The organism is Waltera acetigignens (assembly GCF_025567015.1).
In the GTDB taxonomy this organism is placed as follows: Bacteria; Bacillota; Clostridia; order Lachnospirales; family Lachnospiraceae; genus Acetatifactor; species Acetatifactor acetigignens.
Genome location: NZ_JAOQJO010000019.1, coordinates 12,266 through 31,340 on the forward strand (window position 1 = coordinate 12,266; position 19,075 = coordinate 31,340).

Below are 19,075 nucleotides of genomic sequence, written 5' to 3' on the forward strand. Positions count from 1 at the left end.
AGTATTCTACTTGGTTGCTTTATAATGTTCCAGATATACCAGTAAAACAGAGATATCTGCAGGAGATACTCCTGAGATACGGGAAGCCTGTCCTACCGAAACAGGACGGAATTCCTTCAGCTTCTGTCTCGCTTCCAGACGAAGGGACGGAACTTCATCATAGTCCAATGTCTCTGGAATCATTTTTTTCTCCATCTTGCGATACTGTTCTACCTGACGCTTCTGTCTTATAATATATCCTTCATATTTAATTTCAATTTCCACCTGTTCCACAACAGCAGAAGGCAAAGGATGTCTCTCCTTATCAATCGGAGCCAATGCTGCATATCCCAGCTCCGGTCTGCAGATCAGCTCTGCCAGAGTAGCCGCAGTTTTCAGAGTAGAACTGCCGCTTGCTTCCAGAAAATGCTGGATTTCCTTATTGGCACCTACGGAAGTATTCTTCAATCTCTGAATCTCTCCATCGATCAGTTCTTCTTTCTCCACCAGAGCGTCATATTCCTGTTGTGAAATCAATCCGATCTCATAGCCCTTCTTACGCAGACGCAGATCCGCATTATCCTGACGAAGTAACAGACGATACTCTGCTCTGGAAGTCATCATACGATAAGGTTCTCTGTTATCCTTGGTCACCAGATCATCAATCAAAACTCCGATATAACTTTCGGAACGATCCAAAATCAAAGGATCTCTATGCAAAACAGACATAGCTGCATTAATACCGGCGATCAATCCCTGGGATGCAGCCTCTTCATATCCACTGCTTCCGTTGAACTGTCCGCCACTGAACAGACCATTGATATTCTTAAACTCCAGAGAAGGATTCAACTGTTTTGCATTGATACAATCATATTCGATGGCATAGGCATTTCTTACAATTTCACAATGTTCCAATCCCGGAACCGTACGATACATAGCTAACTGTACATCTTCCGGCAGAGAAGAAGACATGCCGCCAACGTACATTTCATTCGTGTGCAGACCTTCTGGCTCGATAAATACCTGATGTCTCTCTTTTTCGGCAAATATAACGACCTTGTCCTCAATGGAAGGACAATATCTGGGACCGGTACCCTCAATAATACCGGCATAGATAGGAGAGCGATCCAGATTATTCCGAATGATCTCATGGGTATTCTCATTAGTATAAGTCAGCCAGCAGGAAGCCTGTTCCTTCTGTACCGATTCCGGATCCGTAGAGAAAGAAAAGGGTACAATCCTCTCATCACCGAGCTGCTCTTCCATCTTGGAAAAATCAAGAGAACGCTTGTCCATTCTGGCGGGAGTTCCTGTCTTAAAACGACGCATTTTGATTCCCATAGCTTTCAAAGAATCCGTCAGATGATTGGCTGCCTGTAGTCCGTTCGGCCCAGTGTAAGTAATGGATTCTCCGCACAGGCATCTGGCCCGCAGATAAGTTCCAGTGCAGAGAACAACAGCCTTACATTCATAGATAGCACCGGTAAAAGTCTTTAAACCGGTAATCTTTTTCTTGTGATCTTCGGTCTCTTCCCAGAGAAGTTCACAGACCTCCGCCTGCTTGATCAGAAGATTTTCCTGATTTTCCAGCACTTTACGCATGGCTCTGGAATATTCCGCCTTGTCCGCCTGTGCCCGCAGGGAATGTACTGCCGGTCCCTTGGACACATTCAGCATTTTCGACTGAATAAAAGTCTTATCAATATTTTTACCCATCTCTCCACCCAGAGCATCCAATTCTCTGACCAGATGTCCCTTGGAAGATCCTCCTACATTAGGGTTACAAGGCATCAATGCAATACTGTCTACACTTACTGTAAAAATTACTGTCTTCAGACCCAGTCTGGCGCAGGCCAGAGCAGCTTCACATCCGGCATGACCGGCACCTACTACACACACATCTACTTGTTTCTTTAGTTCCATAGTATTTTTCCTTCTGGTTGTTACTTACCCATACAAAATTTAGAGAAAATCTCATTCACCACATCTTCATCCACTTCTTCTCCTATGATCTTACCCAGAGAAGCATAGGCACTGGTCAGGTCAATGGAATAAAAATCTTCCGGCATTCCATCCTCAATACTTTGTTCTACCAGCTGCAAACTGTTCAAAGCATCCTGCAGGGCCTCTTTATGTCTGAGATTTGTTACAACCAACTCATTGTTATGCCTTAATTTTCCTTCGAAGAACATATTGCGGATTGTTTCTTCCAATTCTTCCATTCCGGAATTTTCCGAAGAAGGATCAATAGTAGAAGTACGAAGAATCTGAATCTCTCCGGTATGCTCCAACACCTTTTCCAGAGTTTCTTTCAAACTTTCTTCTGTGATTTTATTCTCCAGATCCGATTTATTCAACAGAATAATTGCCTTTTTCCCTTCCAATAAGGGGATGATATTCTGATCATCCTCATCCAGAGTTTCTGAAGCATCTACCACATACAGAATCAGGTCTGCTTCCACGGCATATTTTTTGGCACGTTCTACACCGATCTTTTCTACTACATCCTGTGTCTCATGGATTCCCGCCGTATCGATCATATTCAGACTGATGCCATGCAGATTGATGGTCTCATGCAAGGCATCTCTGGTGGTTCCGGCAATCTCCGTGACAATGGCTCTGTCCTCTCCCAACAACATATTCAGCAGAGAAGATTTTCCGGCATTGGGCTTTCCAACAATAACTGTGGATATGCCTTCTTTCATTAGTCTGCCGTTATCTGCGGTTGCCAATAATTTTTGAATTTCTTTTTCGAAACCTGTGACTTTTTCAGCTAATTGTTCCGGATATCCTTCCAGGCTGATATGCTCCGGATCATCCAATGCCGATTCTATAAAAGCAATCTGATATAAAATATCTTCCCGCAGGCTGCGAATCTTGTCCGAAAGTCTTCCCTTCAACTGGCTGACCGAAGAAGAAAGTGCATATTCGTTCTGGGAATGGATTACGTCAATAACCGCTTCCGCCCGGGATAAATCAATTCTGCCGTTTAGAAAAGCTCTCTTGGTGAATTCACCCGGTTCTGCCAGTCTGGCACCGGCCTGCAGCACTGTCTCCAATACTTTCTGCATCACCAACACACCACCATGACAGTTGATTTCCACCGTGTCTTCCATCGTATAGCTTTTTGGTGCTTTCATTACAGAGGTCATAACCTCATCAATGATATTCTCATCTTTATCAACAATATATCCATAATGGATCATATGACTCTGTACCTTTGTCAGAATCTTTTTCCCGGATGCGGAACGGAAAATACTATCTACTATATATATGGCATTTTCACCACTGATTCTTACAATTCCGATTCCGGAATCTGATAGAGCCGTGGCAATGGCTGCTATTGTTTCCTTTTCATAATTTTCCATACTGTTTCTAATGCCTTTCCATGAACTGCCAACATCTATTTTGCATCAAACACTCTTCCTGTAGGAACCAGCGTCGATTCGTCTCCCGCATAACCAGTCTGTACATACTCCACCATATGATCTTCTCCCAGATATTTATAGAGAAGATATCTGCGCTCTCTCTGATCACCTTCTTTGTATGCAAAGCAATCATCAGACGCTGCGCCATCCATTAATTTATAATAGGCCTCTACCAGATCCTCATAAGAGATCGGTGCTCCGGATACTTGTAAATCATGACTTTCATTCAATCCCTTTACAAATAAAATAGGATGCTGTCTGCCGGTTTCATTCTCGTTTTTCTGAGCTACTTTTACTGCTTCACCTTCTATGTTATATCCATGATCCGATAGTATGATAATGACAGAATTATCATAAACTCCCGCTTCTCTTAGTTTATTCAGATAAGCCATAGTAACAGTCATAGAAGATTCAATAGAAGTATAATAATCTGCATCATCTATTACGTTTACATCCTTATCAAAATAGAACGGAACATGTGCCCCCATTAAATGAATTAATTTAAATCTTTTTCCATCTACATAGGTTATATCATCTTCCTGTACATCCTTATAAAAATCATCATTTCTCCAGGAAAATAACTCTTCATCTTTGGAACTCATTTCCTGATTTTTGAGCATACTTACATTAAACCAGCAATACGGTTTTAATACATAAGGTGCGTATTTCATTCCCACCATTTTAATAATTCTGGTATTAAACAAAGAACGATCCCAAAGAGAAGATTTCGTATAAGTTATATTATTAAAAGCACCATCCATGACGCCTTTTTCAAATTTATATTCGTCATCATAATTACTTAAAGTATAACCCTGCTCACGCAAATAATTAAAAAAAGGAGAACTCTTAAAAATTCGATTTCTATAATCTATAAAAGGTTCTTTATTTTCAAACCATTCTCCAGAAAGTATTAACGGTAAAGAATGCTCCGTGTATGCATAACCTGACATTGCGTTATTATAAAAAGTAAAATCATTCATTGCATCTTCATATTCCGGATGCTCCTGCCACACTTGCCAGAAGCATTCTTCATCCACAGCATCTAATAAGAAAATAATAAAATTAGTATCTGTAGACATTTCAAACTGATCTACTTTTGTAAATCTTGCATATTCTTTTTTTTCAAAAATATTATTATTAATAGAAAGAACTGTAATCGTACTTACTAAAATCAATAATAAGAAAACACTTATATAAGAAACCGCCTTTTTTATCCTGTCATATTTTAAGACTATAAATAAAATCAGACAAACAATTGCTATGATCACCCACACAATAGTAGATTTTACAAACTGTGATTGATATAAACTCCAATTCACATCTGTTCCATCTAAAGGAGGTAAATTTTTAACCATATAGTTTCCCTGAATATAACAGGCTACAGTACCGGTAAAATAGCAATATAAAACAATTTTATAAACAACATTTCCAAACAGATATACAACTAAAAAACCAACTATACTAAACAAAAGAAACAAAAAGAAATCCTTTATAATAAAAGGAAAAAGTAAATAAACATCATACCAGAATTCATCCACATTATTAATATAGAGTTCCAAAGGTGCATATATAAAAATCATAAAACAAAATGTCAGAGACAGAAAAAAAGCAGGCTTTAATTCTGCAAGCATCTTTCCATTATTCCATTTCTTCTGTAACCAACTTTTCATTTCTGTAAATCTCCTTAAAAATATAGATAAATTATACTCCAAAAAGCCAGGAGTTGTAAATAAAAGCCGGTACATAGAATAAATTCTAATACCGGCTTTTGTCTTTTTCGTGCTTTCCTGTAATTATCTCTTTAGAGTAACTACAACTCTTCTAAAGGGCTCTTCTCCCTCACTATGAGTAGTAACATATTTATCATTCTGCAGTGCGGAATGAATAATTCTTCTCTCATAAGGATTCATAGGCTCCAGAGATATGCTTCTCTTGGTTCTCTTAACCTTATATGCAATGTTCTTTGCAAGATTCTCAAGAGTTTCTTTTCTGCGCTGACGATAGTTCTCTGTATCAACCTTTACATGAATGTACTCTTCAGATTCTTTATTGACTACCAGAGATACCAGATACTGTAAGGAATCCAGTGTCTGTCCTCTCTTACCGATCAGAACACCCATCTCGTTACCGCTTAACTCGATGTCCATGCTCTTCTCTTCTTCGTTGTACTTAATATCAATGGCAACTTCCATGTTCATTGCCTGAAATACATCATTTAAAAATACTCTGGCAACTTCTTCTACAGAGCTTTTCTTTACTGCAGCCTTGATTACAGCGGGCTTTGCCCCGATTCCGAGGAATCCGGAAGAACCTTCTTCCACTACCTGATAATCCAACTTGTCACTGGTAACACCCAGCTTCTGACAAGCTTCCGTAATGGCATCACTGACTGTCTTTGCAGATACTTCGATCATGTCCATATTATTTACCTCCTCAATTAATCATAAGGAAAATTTATTTACGACTGTTCTTCTCGTTATAATCTCTGACCATATTTGCCTTGGCCATCATACTTCCGGGCTTAGCTTCTTTTACTTCGGAATAGCTGTCAGCAGATACTTCACTGTTATCGACCCTGGAAGAAATATTTGCTTTCTTCTGAATGTTCTTGGTATTCATGGAAGCGTAAGCATTCAGCTTATCCTGCTGTTCTTTCATCTTCTCCAGCTTTTTTGCACTCTTTGCTGAATTTTTCCTGATAATATCATCAAAATCCATCTTATCAATGTGTTTGTTAATAACAATCTGCTGGATACTTCTGACAACACTACCTGCTACCCAGTAAAGACCCAGACCGGATGGTAATGTGAAGCAGAACCATGCAGACATCAAAGGCATGATCATATTCATGGTCTTCATGGAAGAAGCCATTGCTGCAGCCTGATCATTACCATTATTAGAAGAAGTATCCTGCTGAGGCATCAGCTTTACGTTGATCCACTGTGTCAATGCAGACAAAACCGGAATAGCGATTGCACCGATTACCAGCAGCCATGCTCCGTTAGCCCATGCTTCCTTCAACACATAAGAAGGAGAGTTGCCAATATTCAGTCCTAAAAAATTATTATACTCTTCCAGCTTGCTTACCGTATTGGTCACATCTGCTGCCAGAGAAGGGAACTTCTCACTGATACTGGCAAAATCAGCGGTAGATGCCTTGTTCAGACAGTCAATGATCGTATTCTGTACATATTCACTGTGAGTGCCGGCTACAAAGCCTGAATTCGTGAACTGCTTACTGTACATAGCGGAATTACTCAGATTCTGAACCAGCTCTGTTGCACCGGCTGTATCAATAATATTATCTACCAGAGGGAAGAAGGCTTCCTTAACTCTGCCTACATAGGCCGGAATTGCATAAATTACACGATACAGAGCAAACAGAATAGGCATCTGGATCAGCATATACAGACAGCTGCCTGTAGGAGATACTCCATACTTGGCATAAACTGCCTGAATTTCCTGATTCTGTGCCAGCTGTGCATCCTGATCCTTACGATTCTTGTATTTTGCCTGAATTGCCTGAATCTCGGGATTCATTTTAGCAGAAAGTTTGGAGAATTTCTGCTGTTTGATGGTAAGAGGCATCATCAACAGGTTCACAACAATTGTAAAAAGGATGATTGCGAGACCGATATTAGGAATACCGATCATGTTCAGAACTTCGAAGATTCCTTCCATTATCTTACCAAGCAGCCAGGCTACCTGTCCGATAATGAATGTGGAATTCTGTGTCAAAAGAATACCGTTCATTTATCCTCCTAATATTTGCCACCTTCTATCGGATATTCTCAAGGTACAGGATCATATCCTCCTTTAGAGAAAGGATTACATCGAAGAATTCTCCATGCAGCCAGAAGTCCTCCCTTGATCACACCATATTTTTCAATGGCTTCCAGACTATATTGAGAACAACTGGGAACATAAGGACACTTCGTACCTTTGTACGGTGAAATATATTTCTGATAGAACCTAATCATGGCTATAACTAATTTTTTCATATACAAATTTTATTTAATCCTGATAAAAATAGATTTTTATCAGATGATGAAGTTTTGCAAGATGCAGCAGCGCACTTTCCGCTTCTTCATATCCTATAGAAGCTGCGGCCGGTCTTGCAATGATTACCATATCCAAACCACTATTGAATACACTTTCATGTAATCTGTAACTTTCTCTGACCAGTCGGGTAATTCTATGTCTTACGACACTATTACCGACTTTTTTACTTACACTGATTCCGATTCTGTTCTTATCAAGGCCATTTTCCTTCACATACATGATAAAGTACTTGTTGGCATAAGATCTGCCATTCTTGTACACAAAACGGAACTGCTGATTATTTTTTAATGATTCCGAAAACTGCATGCACTCCTCCAACCGTGAAAGTTAAGAGAAAAAAAGGTCACATTGCTGTGACCTATGCGGATAATTTCTTTCTTCCTTTTGCACGTCTTGCTGCTAAAACTTTTCTTCCACCGGGAGTACTCATTCTGGCTCTGAAACCGTGAACCTTGGAATGGGAACGCTTTTTAGGCTGAAATGTCATCTTCATGGAAAGGCACCTCCTTCTCTAAACCTTCTTATATAAAAAGGTAAACATATTTTTCAACATTTGGACGCATAAAAAATGCGCCTTCCTTTCGGAAAATAGCATATTGATTGTAATGTAAAAGCCCGTCAATGTCAAGCAAAATTCAATAAAAATGCTGAAAAATCAAGAGAAATAGGGCTTTCTGAAATTCATAAAATTTTTTAAATCGAGTTATCCACATAGATATACACCATATTTACCCACAAACGAGTTATCCACAGCCTGTTGATTATTTGTGGATATTTATTTTTTTCACATGGATATTCTGTGTAAACCCGGTGTAAAAGTGGACAAGTTTACCGTAATTGTGGATATCTCGAAATTTGTCGGATTTATCCACATATACACATCACTATCCACATCCAATGTTAATATTCCCAGTTATGAACAACTTTATCAACAATATGTGGATAACTTTATCCATGACCTGTTCATAACTTACATTTGAATTATTTTTAATTCTATTATACAATGAAATGGAGTTTCGTACAGTGGGACTCTTAGCGGGAGGAAATCAATGGACGCAATCAAAGAAAACTGGACAACTATCAAAGAAGCTGTCAGAAGAGAATACAGTCTTTCTGACATTTCTTATCATACATGGGTGGAGCCTTTGGAGTTTCATAATGTAGTGAATGATGTAGTGAGCATTATCATTCCCTCGGACCAGGCCCATGCCCTGAATTACATTTCATCAAAATATAAGAGCTTTTTTCAGGTAACTATTACCGAAATGTTCGATCATCCTTATGATATCAACTTTATCCTGGAGAAGGATGTCAAGGCAGAAGAACCTGCTGAGAATGAAATGGCTGTTCCCAATCAGATCTATGGTATTAATTATGAAGATGCCCATCTGAACCCTAAGTACAAATTCGATACCTTTGTCGTGGGAAGTAATAACAAATTTGCTCATTCCGCATCCCTTGCGGTAGCGGAATCTCCGGGAGAAGTCTACAATCCTCTCTATTTATATGGAGGTCCCGGTCTGGGCAAGACTCACCTGATGCATTCCATCGGACATTTTATTTTAGAACAGGATCCGGACAAAAAGGTTCTCTACGTTACCAGTGAGGAATTCACAAACGAAGTAATCGAATCCATTCGTAGTGGTAATGCGGCTTCCATGACCAAGTTGCGTGAGAAATACCGTAACGTGGATGTTCTCATGGTCGATGACGTACAATTTATTATAGGTAAGGAAAGTACCCAGGAGGAATTCTTCCATACTTTCAATGCCTTGCATGCTGCCCATAAACAGATCATTCTGTCTTCCGATAAACCGCCCAAGGAAATGGAAACTCTGGATGAAAGATTCCGTTCCCGTTTCGAATGGGGCCTGATTGCTGATATCCAGCCGCCCGATTATGAGACCCGAATGGCAATTTTACGGAAAAATGCAGAGACCTACGATCGTCAGATTGATGAAGAGATCATCAAATACATTGCCACAAATATTAAATCCAATATTCGTGAACTGGAAGGCGCGTTTAACAAGATCATTGCTTTTGCAAAATTAAATAAGGTAGATTTGACACTCTCTCTGGCCGAAGAAGCCCTGAAGGATGTCATCTACCCCAACAAGCCAAAGGAGATCACTCCTACTCTCATTATTAATGTAGTGGCAGAGCATTTTGGCGTAAAGCCGGAAGATATTACTTCCAAGAAGAGAAATTCCGAGTTCGTACAGCCCCGTCAGGTCGTAATGTACCTGTGCAGAGAGCTGACGGATACCTCCTTCACTAATATAGGAAAGCTTTTGGGCAAAAAAGACCATACAACGATCATTCACGGCGTAAATAAAGTGTCTGCGGAGATCCAGACGAACGAAGAACTTCGTAATAAAATCGATATTATCACAAAGAAGATAAATCCTTCTTAGAAGATATCTGTTAATAATTTTTCTTATTCTGAGGACAAGTTGTGTATATCTTTGGAATAAACGGTGCTCACCTGTTGATAACTTGTTTTAAGGTTACGGAACAGAATCTGGACGGTGTGAATAATCTGAGAGTTATTCTTAGGTTATTCTGCCAAATCCACTAAGATTTCCATTCCATTTTGCCTTGAAAAATAGTATAATAAGACTGGTTATGCACATATCAACACCCCTTATTAAGGTGACTACGAAATTCTTTTAATATTTTTATATAACGCGTATCCGCGCGTACGCAAATCAACCAGAAAGGAAGTTATGCACACATGAAATTAGTCTGTTCGAAAGCCAATCTTTTAAATGGCGTACAAACTGTATCAAAAGCTGTTCCCAGTAAGACTACCATGTCTATTCTGGAATGTATTTTAGTAGATGCTACCAATGGAGAGATCAAGTTAACTGCCAACGATATGGAACTTGGTATCGAGACTACCATAGAAGGACAGATCGTAGAAAAGGGTATCATTGCTCTGGATGCAAAAATGTTCCTGGAAATCGTACGTAAACTTCCTGACAGTGACATTACCATTGAGACTGATGCTTCCTTCAAGGTAGTTATTACCTGTGAAAAAGCAAAATTTACGATCATCGGTAAATCTGGTGAAGATTTCTCTTATTTACCGGCAGTAGAAAAAGATGACAGTATTGTCATGAGTCAGTTTACACTGAAAGAGGTTGTAAGACAGACCATCTTCTCTATCTCTGACAATGATAACAATAAGCTGATGACAGGTGAACTTTTTGATATTAACGGAGAAGAGTTCAAGATCGTGTCCCTGGACGGACACCGTATCTCCATTCGTAAGATCCAGCTGAAGAACAGCTATTCTCCGAAAAAGGTAGTTGTTCCCGGCAAGACTCTGAACGAGGTAAGTAAGATTTTACCCGGAGATGCAGACAGTGATGTAACGATTTCCTTTACGGAAAAACATATTGTATTTGAATTTGATAAGACCGTTGTAGTATCCCGTCTGATCGAGGGAGAATATTTTAAAATCGACCAGATGCTTTCCAGCGATTATGAGACCAAAGTAAGAGTCAACAAGAAAGAGTTCTTAAGCTGTATCGATCGTGCTACTCTTCTGGTAAAGGAAGGCGATAAGAAACCTATTATCGTAAATATCACAGACAGTGGAATGGAACTTAAAATCAATTCCGCTCTGGGAAGCATGAACGAAGAAATCGATATTCAGAAACAGGGTAAGGATCTGATGATTGGATTCAACCCCAAGTTCCTGATCGATGCTCTCCGTGTCATCGATGATGAGGAAGTGGATCTGTATATGGTAAATCCCAAGGCACCCTGTTTTATCAAGAATGCAGAGGAAAGCTATATTTACCTGATCCTTCCCGTGAACTTTACAACAGTTGCTTAAACTTAAGAACAGAGGTTAAATCAATGCATACGATCCGTTTAAAGGATGATTATATTAAGCTTGGTCAGGCATTAAAGGCAGCCGGTGTGGTAGAATCCGGCGTGGATGCCAAGTTCGCCGTACAGGATGGCCTGGTAAAGGTGAACGGACAGACGGAATTACAGCGTGGCAAAAAGCTGGTATCCGGAGATAAAGTGGAATATGATGGCGAGACCATCGTAATAGAATAAGCAGGTTACTATGATCATCAAATCAATCGAATTGGCAGATTACAGGAATTATGATTCTCTTGTCCTGCAGTTTGACCGGGGGACGAATATCCTCTACGGTGATAATGCCCAGGGCAAGACGAATATCCTGGAAGCAATCTATGTTGCTGCCACCACAAAATCGCATAAGGGAAGCAAGGACAGAGAAATTGTTAATTTCGACAAGGAAGAGGCCCATATCAGAACCTATCTGGAAAAGGACGGCAAAGAGATCCGCGTGGATATGCATCTGAGAAAGTCCAAATCCAAAGGAATTGCCATAGATGGTCAGAAGATCAAGAAAGCAGCGGATCTTCTGGGGCTTTGTAATGTTGTATTTTTCTCTCCGGAAGACTTGGGAATCATTAAAAATGGTCCCTCTGAGCGGAGAAGATTTGTAGATATGGAACTGTGCCAGCTGGACAATTTCTATCTCTACAATCTCAATCATTACAACAAAATTGTCAATCAGCGTAACAAGCTTCTCAAAGATATGTATATGAATCCGGATCTGAAGGAAACTCTGACTATCTGGGATATGCAGCTGGTGTCTTACGGAAGTAAGATCATAGAGAGAAGAAAGCTGTTCGTGGAACAGCTCAATGAGATCATTTATGAGATTCATAAAAAATTGTCCGGTGGGCGGGAAGAAATCCGTATCCAGTATGAGCCGGATGTGGAACTGGATGAATTTGAAAGTAAGCTGAGAAACAGTCAGGACCGGGATATGCGGGCAAAGATGACATCCGTGGGACCCCACAGAGATGATTTTTCTTTTCTGGTAGGGGACGTGGATATCCGTAAGTTTGGATCCCAGGGGCAACAGCGTACTGCTGCTCTCTCTCTGAAATTATCTGAGATCGAGCTGGTAAAAAGGATTACAAAAGATACGCCGGTATTATTACTTGACGATGTATTGTCTGAACTGGACAGTAACCGGCAAAACTATCTGTTGAACAGTATCGGGGATATTCAGACCATCATTACCTGTACCGGTCTGGAGGAATTTGTAAATAACCGGTTTGAAATCAACCGGGTATTCAAAGTATCTGCCGGAACTGTCACCTGTGTAAATGAAAATATGGGACTGAAATCCGAACCGGAAGAAACTCCGGCAGATGAGTATAATTTTGGCAGCCTGTAGGGCAGAATGTGAGGAATCATGAGCGAAGAAAATATGAACAATACCGCGGTAGAACATGAATATGGCGCGGATCAGATTCAGATATTGGAAGGTCTGGAAGCTGTAAGAAAGCGTCCGGGAATGTATATTGGTACCACATCCAGCAGAGGACTGCATCATCTGGTATATGAGATCGTAGACAATGCGGTGGATGAAGCACTGGCAGGATTCTGTGATACCATTGATGTAACCATCAATGAAGACAATTCCATCACCGTTATTGATAACGGACGAGGAATTCCGGTAGGCATCAATCACAAAGCAGGTATCCCTGCAGTAGAAGTCGTATTTACGATTCTGCATGCCGGCGGTAAGTTTGGCGGTGGGGGATACAAGGTATCCGGTGGTCTGCACGGTGTAGGTGCCTCTGTTGTAAATGCCCTCTCCAACTGGCTGGAAGTAGAAATTTGCCAGGGTGGCAAGGTATATAAGCAGCGTTATGAGAGAGGTCATGTATGCTATGCTCTGAAAGAAATCGGCACCTGCCCTATGGAAAAGTCCGGAACGAAAGTTACTTTCCTGCCAGATGATACGATTTTTACTGAGACAACGGTATATGATTTTGATGTATTGAAGAGAAGACTCAGAGAGATGGCATTCCTGACCAAGGGGCTGCGCATCATTTTAAGAGATAATCGTACTGAAGAGGAAACTTTTCTGGAAGGTGGTTCTGTCGTTGACAGTGCAGCTGTGGAAGCTATGTCTACAGAGCACGAAAAGAAGCAGATCAGTGAACTGTTACAGAGGGCACAGGAAGATGCCATGGAAGCAGGAGCATCCACAGAAGCAATGACTTCCAAAGAAACTTCAGCTTCTGCGGATACAGCAAATGACTCTGAAGCATTTGCAGATGCTTTTGCTACGTCCGAGGAATCCACCAAAGCCCATACCGGCGGCAAGATCGGTAAGATACATACCATTACTCTGGAAAATGGTAAGAAGCAGAAAGTCGTTGAGTTCTACTATGAAGGTGGTATCAAGGAATTTGTTGCTTACCTGAACAAAAGTAAGGAGCCTTTATACGAAAACATTCTGTATTTTGAGGGTGAGAAGAATAATGTGTACGTGGAAGTATCCTTCCAGCACAATGATTCTTATAACGAGAGCGTATTCAGCTTTGTAAATAACATCAATACTCCCGAGGGAGGTACTCATTTACAGGGCTTCCGTAATGCCATTACGAAGACATTTAACGATTACGCAAGAAGCGCAAAGCTGTTAAAAGACAGTGAGCCGAATCTGTCCGGTGAAGATATCCGTGAGGGCCTGACTGCCATTGTCAGTGTCAAGATCGAGGATCCTCAGTTCGAAGGACAGACCAAGCAGAAACTGGGTAACAGTGAGGCAAGAGGCGCTGTTGACAATATTGTCAGTGAGCAGCTGACTTATTTCTTAGAGCAGAATCCGCAGATTGCAAAGTCCATCTGTGAGAAGTCGATTCTGGCACAGCGTGCCAGAGAGGCAGCCAGAAAGGCAAGAGACCTCACCAGGAGAAAGACCGCTCTGGATACCATGGCTCTGCCCGGTAAGCTGGCAGACTGTTCCGATAAGGATCCGAAGAACTGCGAGATTTACATTGTAGAGGGAGACTCCGCAGGAGGAAGTGCAAAGACAGCACGTTCCCGTGCAACACAGGCTATCCTGCCCCTGCGTGGTAAGATACTGAATGTAGAAAAGGCAAGACTGGATAAGATTTATGCCAATGCTGAGATCAAGGCAATGATCACTGCTTTTGGTACCGGAATCCATGAGGATTTTGATATTTCCAAGCTTCGTTACAACAAGATCATTCTGATGACCGATGCCGATGTAGACGGTGCGCATATCAGTACTCTTCTGCTGACTTTCATCTATCGGTTTATGCCGGAGCTGATCAAGCAGGGACATGTATTCCTGGCGAAGCCGCCTCTGTATAAGCTGGAGAAGAACAAGAAGGTATGGTATGCCTACAGTGATGAAGAACTGGACAGCATTCTCTCTGAAGTAGGTCGTGACCAGAACAACAAGATCCAGCGTTACAAAGGTCTGGGTGAGATGGATGCGGAACAGCTCTGGGAGACCACCATGGATCCGGAGAGACGTATTCTGCTCAGAGTAAACTACGATGAAGAGACTGAATCCGAACTGGATCTGACCTTTACCACACTGATGGGTGACAAGGTAGAACCCAGAAGAGAATTCATCGAAGAAAATGCTCAGTTTGTTAAGAATCTGGACATCTAATAACTATTCAGAGCCGTTATCAGGCTCTGAATAGTTACGGTATTTAATAATAGAGAGTCGTATTTTACGACAGATTGTGAGGAAACATGAACGACGATATTTTTGATAAGCCTTCGGAGGCTGAGATTGATAAAATCCATGAAGTCGATCTGAAAGAAAAAATGGAAACTTTCTATATCGACTATGCCATGAGTGTTATCGCATCCCGTGCGCTTCCGGATGTGAGGGATGGTCTGAAGCCGGTACAGAGACGTGTACTCTATTCCATGATCGAACTGAACAATGGTCCCGACAAGCCGCATCGTAAGAGTGCCCGCATTGTCGGTGATACCATGGGTAAATATCATCCTCATGGTGACAGCTCCATCTACGGTGCATTGGTTAATATGGCACAGGACTGGTCTACCCGTTATCCTCTGGTAGATGGCCACGGTAACTTCGGTTCCATGGATGGTGACGGTGCTGCAGCAATGCGTTATACCGAGGCAAGACTTTCCAAGATTTCCATGGAGCTTCTGGCAGATATCGGTAAGAATACCGTAGATTTTGTACCGAACTTTGATGATACTGAAAAAGAACCTGTCGTACTGCCCAGCCGTTATCCAAACCTGCTAGTCAACGGTACTACCGGTATTGCCGTAGGTATGGCTACCAATATTCCACCTCACAACCTTCGTGAAGTGGTACAGGCTGTTGTTAAAATTATTGATAATCGTGTAGAAGAAGACAGAGATACTACGATCGATGAGATTCTTCCCATTGTGAAAGCTCCCGATTTTCCTACCGGAGGACTGATTCTGGGTACCAGAGGCTGTGAGGAAGCTTACCGTACCGGCCGTGGTAAGATCAGAGTCCGTGCAGTGACCAATATCGAGACACTACCTAACGGTAAGAGCCAGATCATTGCCACCGAACTGCCATATATGGTCAATAAGGCCAATCTGATCATCAAGATTGCTGAGCTGGTAAAACTGAAAAAGATCGACGGTATCACAGATATCCGTGATGAATCCAACCGTGAAGGTGTCCGCGTGGTTATTGAGCTTCGTAAGGATGCCAATGCCAATGTTATTCTGAATCAGCTGTACAAGCATACACAGCTTCAGGATACTTTTGGTGTGATCATGCTGGCGCTGATCAACAATCAGCCTAAGGTCATGAATCTGCTGGATATGCTGACTTATTACCTGAAACATCAGGAGGATGTGGTTACCAGAAGAACCAAATATGATCTGAACAAGGCTGAGGAAAGAGATCATATTTTACAGGGATTGTTAAAGGCTCTGGACTTCATTGACGAAGTTATTACTATTATCCGTGGCAGTCAGAATGCCCAGATTGCAAAAGAACGTTTGATGGAGAGATTTGAACTTTCTGATGTACAGGCACAGGCTATTGTGGATATGCGTCTGCGTGCTCTGACAGGTCTGGAAAGAGAGAAACTGGAAAACGAGCATCAGGATCTGGTAGCAAAAATTGCGGAGTTGAAGGCTATTTTGGCAGATGAAAAGCTGTTATTAGGTGTTATTAAGACAGAAATGAGTGCTATCGCTGAGAAATACGGCGATGACAGACGCAGTAAGATCGGTTATGACGAACTGGATATCTCCATGGAGGATCTGATTCCGAGGGAAAATACTATTATTGCCATGACCAGTCTCGGTTATATCAAACGTATGACCGTAGATAATTTCAAAGCACAGAACCGCGGCGGCCGAGGTATCAAGGGAATGCAGACCATCGATGAGGATTACATTGAGGATCTGTTGATGACGACGACTCATCATTATCTGAACTTCTTCACCAATATGGGAAGAGTATACAGATTAAAAGCATATGAGATCCCGGAGGCAGGCCGTACCGCAAGAGGTACTGCTATCGTGAACCTCTTGCAGCTGGCACCCGGTGAAAAGATCACCGCAATGATTCCTATCCGTGAATACAGTGATGACAAGAATCTATTTATGGTGACCAAGACCGGTATCGTGAAGAAGACGCCTCTGATGGAGTTCTCCAATGTCAGAAAGAACGGACTGACCGCTATCAACCTCAGAGAAGAGGATGAACTGATCGAGGTGAAGATCACCGACAGCAACAGCGAGATATTCCTGGTAACCAAACAGGGTATGTGTATCCGCTTCCAGGAGACAGATGTCCGGGCCACCGGCCGAGCGTCCATGGGTGTCATCGGTATGAATCTCTCTCCCGGGGATGAGATCATCGGCATGCAGTTACAGACCCAGGGCAGCGATCTGCTGATCGTATCCGAGAACGGTATGGGCAAACGTACCAATATGGATGAATTTACCGTACAGAAACGTGGCGGTAAGGGTGTAAAATGCTACAAGATCGTAGAAAAGACAGGTGATGTGGTAGGTGCCAAGGCTGTAAATGATGATAACGAGATCATGATGATCACTACCGAAGGAATTATTATTCAGCTGCGTGTGCAGGATATCTCCACTTTGAGCAGAATTACATCAGGTGTAAAGCTGATCAATCTGGATAACGGCGTAAAGGTAGCACAGATTGCCAAGGTACGTGAGAAGCTTTCCAACGGAGACCATGAATTCGACAATCTTGAGGAAGCCATGGAAGAAGTAGCACAGGAAGCTGTTTCTGAGGATGAGGACGAAGCAGAAGAAAATCTGATTTTCCCTACCGAGGATTCTGAAGATGATGAATAAATAAGAGTTAATGATTAAGTTGAGCACTTTTTATATTGCAGAAAAAGATATATATGTGATATAACAAAAGTGCTCAATTTAGTGAGACACAGATAAAAGCAAGCGGCTGCGAAGCAGATATTTGTTTTTATAGGCTCACAAGTGAACGAATATCCTGCAAAGCAGGATGTAAAATGCAATAGCACGAATTCGTGAAGTTATAATGTAATAACTTAAATGAAAAAGAGGGGTATGAAAAATGGAATCTTATAGTATTTTCAGAGATCTGGCAATCATTATTATATTTGCCAAGGTGTTTGGTATCATTGCGAGAAAATGTAAGGCACCACAGGTGGTAGGTGAGATCATTGCCGGTCTGTTGATCGGACCCAGTGTACTGGGACTGGTGCAACAATCGGATTTTCTGATCCAGATGGCAGAAATCGGTGTTATCCTGCTGATGTTCTCCGCCGGACTGGAGACGAATCTGAGGGATCTCATGAAGACGGGATTTGTGGCATTTCTGATCGCATGCTTTGGTGTATTTGTTCCTTTGGTAGGAGGAACATTGTTGTACATGGGATTTTACGGAGTGGCACCCTGGGGCTCTGAGAAATTCTATGAAGCTGTATTTATTGGTGTCATTATGACGGCTACCAGTGTAAGTATTACTGTGCAGTCTCTGAAAGAACTGGGAAAACTGAAAGGTAAAGTCGGCACAACAATCATGAGTGCCGCTATTATCGATGATGTCATTGGTATTATTGTACTTACTTTTGTCATCGGATTTAAAAATCCGGATTCCAATCCAGGAAGTGTAGTAATTTCTACTCTTCTGTTCTTCCTGTTTGCAATTGGTGTCGGATTTGTATTGTTCAAGGTATTCCAGTATCTGGATAACAAATATCCGCATACAAGACGTATTCCTATTTTAGGTCTGGCGCTCTGTTTTATTTTCGCTTATGTAGCGGAAGTATTCTTCGGTATTGCGGATATTACAGGTGCTTACGTGGCAGGTATTATCCTGTGTTCTATTCGGGATTCGGAATACATAGCCGAGAAGATGGATATCAATTCTTATATGATCTTCGGGCCGATTTTCTTCGCAAGTATCGGACTTAAGACCAGCTTTGACCATTTGAACGGAGAATTTGTACTGTTCTCTATCGGATTTGTTATTGTTGCTCTGCTGTGCAAGATCATCGGTTGTGGTCTGATGGCGAGAATCTGCAGATTCAAAGGACCGGATGCCTTGAAAATCGGTGTCGGTATGATGACCAGAGGCGAGGTTGCCCTGATCGTAGCACAGAAGGGATTGTCTGTGGGAATGATCGGTGCGGAATACTTTACAGCAGTCATTCTGCTGATCATTGTATCCAGTATCTCCACTCCTATCCTGCTTAAGATTCTGTATACGAAGCATGCCGAGATTGATTAAAAAA

15 protein-coding genes are annotated in these 19,075 nt (G+C 41.6%); 7 read left to right on the forward strand and 8 right to left on the reverse strand.

What is annotated here, in order from left to right; genetic code table 11:
- Positions 1-6: 6 nt before the first annotated feature.
- The 8 genes from mnmG to rpmH all read right to left on the reverse strand — a co-directional run bounded on the left by mnmG (position 7) and on the right by rpmH (position 7,962).
- Positions 7-1,902 carry a tRNA uridine-5-carboxymethylaminomethyl(34) synthesis enzyme MnmG gene (gene mnmG / locus OCV96_RS15875; RefSeq protein WP_262594916.1) on the reverse strand — a complete coding sequence of 632 codons (1,896 nt, stop codon included), beginning with the start codon at positions 1,900-1,902 and terminating at the stop codon, positions 7-9.
- A gap of 20 nt (positions 1,903-1,922) precedes the next feature.
- Positions 1,923-3,347, reverse strand: coding sequence for a tRNA uridine-5-carboxymethylaminomethyl(34) synthesis GTPase MnmE (gene mnmE, locus OCV96_RS15880; RefSeq protein ID WP_227064453.1), 1,425 nt, complete (start codon positions 3,345-3,347; stop codon positions 1,923-1,925).
- A gap of 35 nt (positions 3,348-3,382) precedes the next feature.
- Complete coding sequence (locus tag OCV96_RS15885; protein ID WP_262594918.1) at positions 3,383-5,077, reverse strand: sulfatase-like hydrolase/transferase; 1,695 nt, start codon at positions 5,075-5,077, stop codon at positions 3,383-3,385.
- A gap of 123 nt (positions 5,078-5,200) precedes the next feature.
- Positions 5,201-5,827 carry an RNA-binding cell elongation regulator Jag/EloR gene (gene jag, locus OCV96_RS15890; protein WP_227064451.1) on the reverse strand — a complete coding sequence of 209 codons (627 nt, stop codon included), beginning with the start codon at positions 5,825-5,827 and terminating at the stop codon, positions 5,201-5,203.
- Positions 5,828-5,861: 34 nt separating this feature from the next.
- Positions 5,862-7,160, reverse strand: coding sequence for a YidC/Oxa1 family membrane protein insertase (locus OCV96_RS15895; protein WP_022311902.1), 1,299 nt, complete (start codon positions 7,158-7,160; stop codon positions 5,862-5,864).
- Between the two features lie 38 nt (positions 7,161-7,198).
- Positions 7,199-7,408 carry a membrane protein insertion efficiency factor YidD gene (yidD, locus tag OCV96_RS15900; RefSeq protein WP_227064450.1) on the reverse strand — a complete coding sequence of 70 codons (210 nt, stop codon included), beginning with the start codon at positions 7,406-7,408 and terminating at the stop codon, positions 7,199-7,201.
- 13 nt (positions 7,409-7,421) lie between these two features.
- Positions 7,422-7,775 (reverse strand): ribonuclease P protein component, encoded by a 354-nt coding sequence (gene rnpA / locus OCV96_RS15905; RefSeq protein ID WP_022311903.1) that lies wholly within the window; start codon positions 7,773-7,775, stop codon positions 7,422-7,424.
- Between the two features lie 52 nt (positions 7,776-7,827).
- Positions 7,828-7,962 carry a 50S ribosomal protein L34 gene (gene rpmH, locus OCV96_RS15910; RefSeq protein ID WP_022154017.1) on the reverse strand — a complete coding sequence of 45 codons (135 nt, stop codon included), beginning with the start codon at positions 7,960-7,962 and terminating at the stop codon, positions 7,828-7,830.
- Positions 7,963-8,518: 556 nt separating this feature from the next.
- On the opposite strand from rpmH, the gene dnaA reads away from it, so the two are divergent.
- The 7 genes from dnaA to OCV96_RS15945 all read left to right on the forward strand — a co-directional run bounded on the left by dnaA (position 8,519) and on the right by OCV96_RS15945 (position 19,071).
- Positions 8,519-9,883 carry a chromosomal replication initiator protein DnaA gene (gene dnaA / locus OCV96_RS15915; protein WP_262594919.1) on the forward strand — a complete coding sequence of 455 codons (1,365 nt, stop codon included), beginning with the start codon at positions 8,519-8,521 and terminating at the stop codon, positions 9,881-9,883.
- Positions 9,884-10,203: 320 nt separating this feature from the next.
- On the forward strand, positions 10,204-11,313 hold the full coding sequence (gene dnaN, locus OCV96_RS15920) for a DNA polymerase III subunit beta (RefSeq protein WP_022311905.1): 1,110 nt from the start codon (positions 10,204-10,206) through the stop codon (positions 11,311-11,313).
- 23 nt (positions 11,314-11,336) lie between these two features.
- A complete protein-coding gene (locus tag OCV96_RS15925; RefSeq protein WP_117466808.1) occupies positions 11,337-11,543 on the forward strand; it encodes an RNA-binding S4 domain-containing protein in 207 nt (68 codons plus the stop codon).
- A gap of 10 nt (positions 11,544-11,553) precedes the next feature.
- On the forward strand, positions 11,554-12,705 hold the full coding sequence (gene recF, locus OCV96_RS15930; RefSeq protein ID WP_118501514.1) for a DNA replication/repair protein RecF: 1,152 nt from the start codon (positions 11,554-11,556) through the stop codon (positions 12,703-12,705).
- Positions 12,706-12,738: 33 nt separating this feature from the next.
- On the forward strand, positions 12,739-14,967 hold the full coding sequence (gyrB, locus tag OCV96_RS15935) for a DNA topoisomerase (ATP-hydrolyzing) subunit B (RefSeq protein WP_262594947.1): 2,229 nt from the start codon (positions 12,739-12,741) through the stop codon (positions 14,965-14,967).
- An 86-nt stretch (positions 14,968-15,053) separates the two neighbouring features.
- Positions 15,054-17,654, forward strand: coding sequence for a DNA gyrase subunit A (gyrA, locus tag OCV96_RS15940; protein WP_118668391.1), 2,601 nt, complete (start codon positions 15,054-15,056; stop codon positions 17,652-17,654).
- Between the two features lie 238 nt (positions 17,655-17,892).
- On the forward strand, positions 17,893-19,071 hold the full coding sequence (locus OCV96_RS15945; protein WP_118668390.1) for a cation:proton antiporter: 1,179 nt from the start codon (positions 17,893-17,895) through the stop codon (positions 19,069-19,071).
- Positions 19,072-19,075 lie beyond the last annotated feature (4 nt).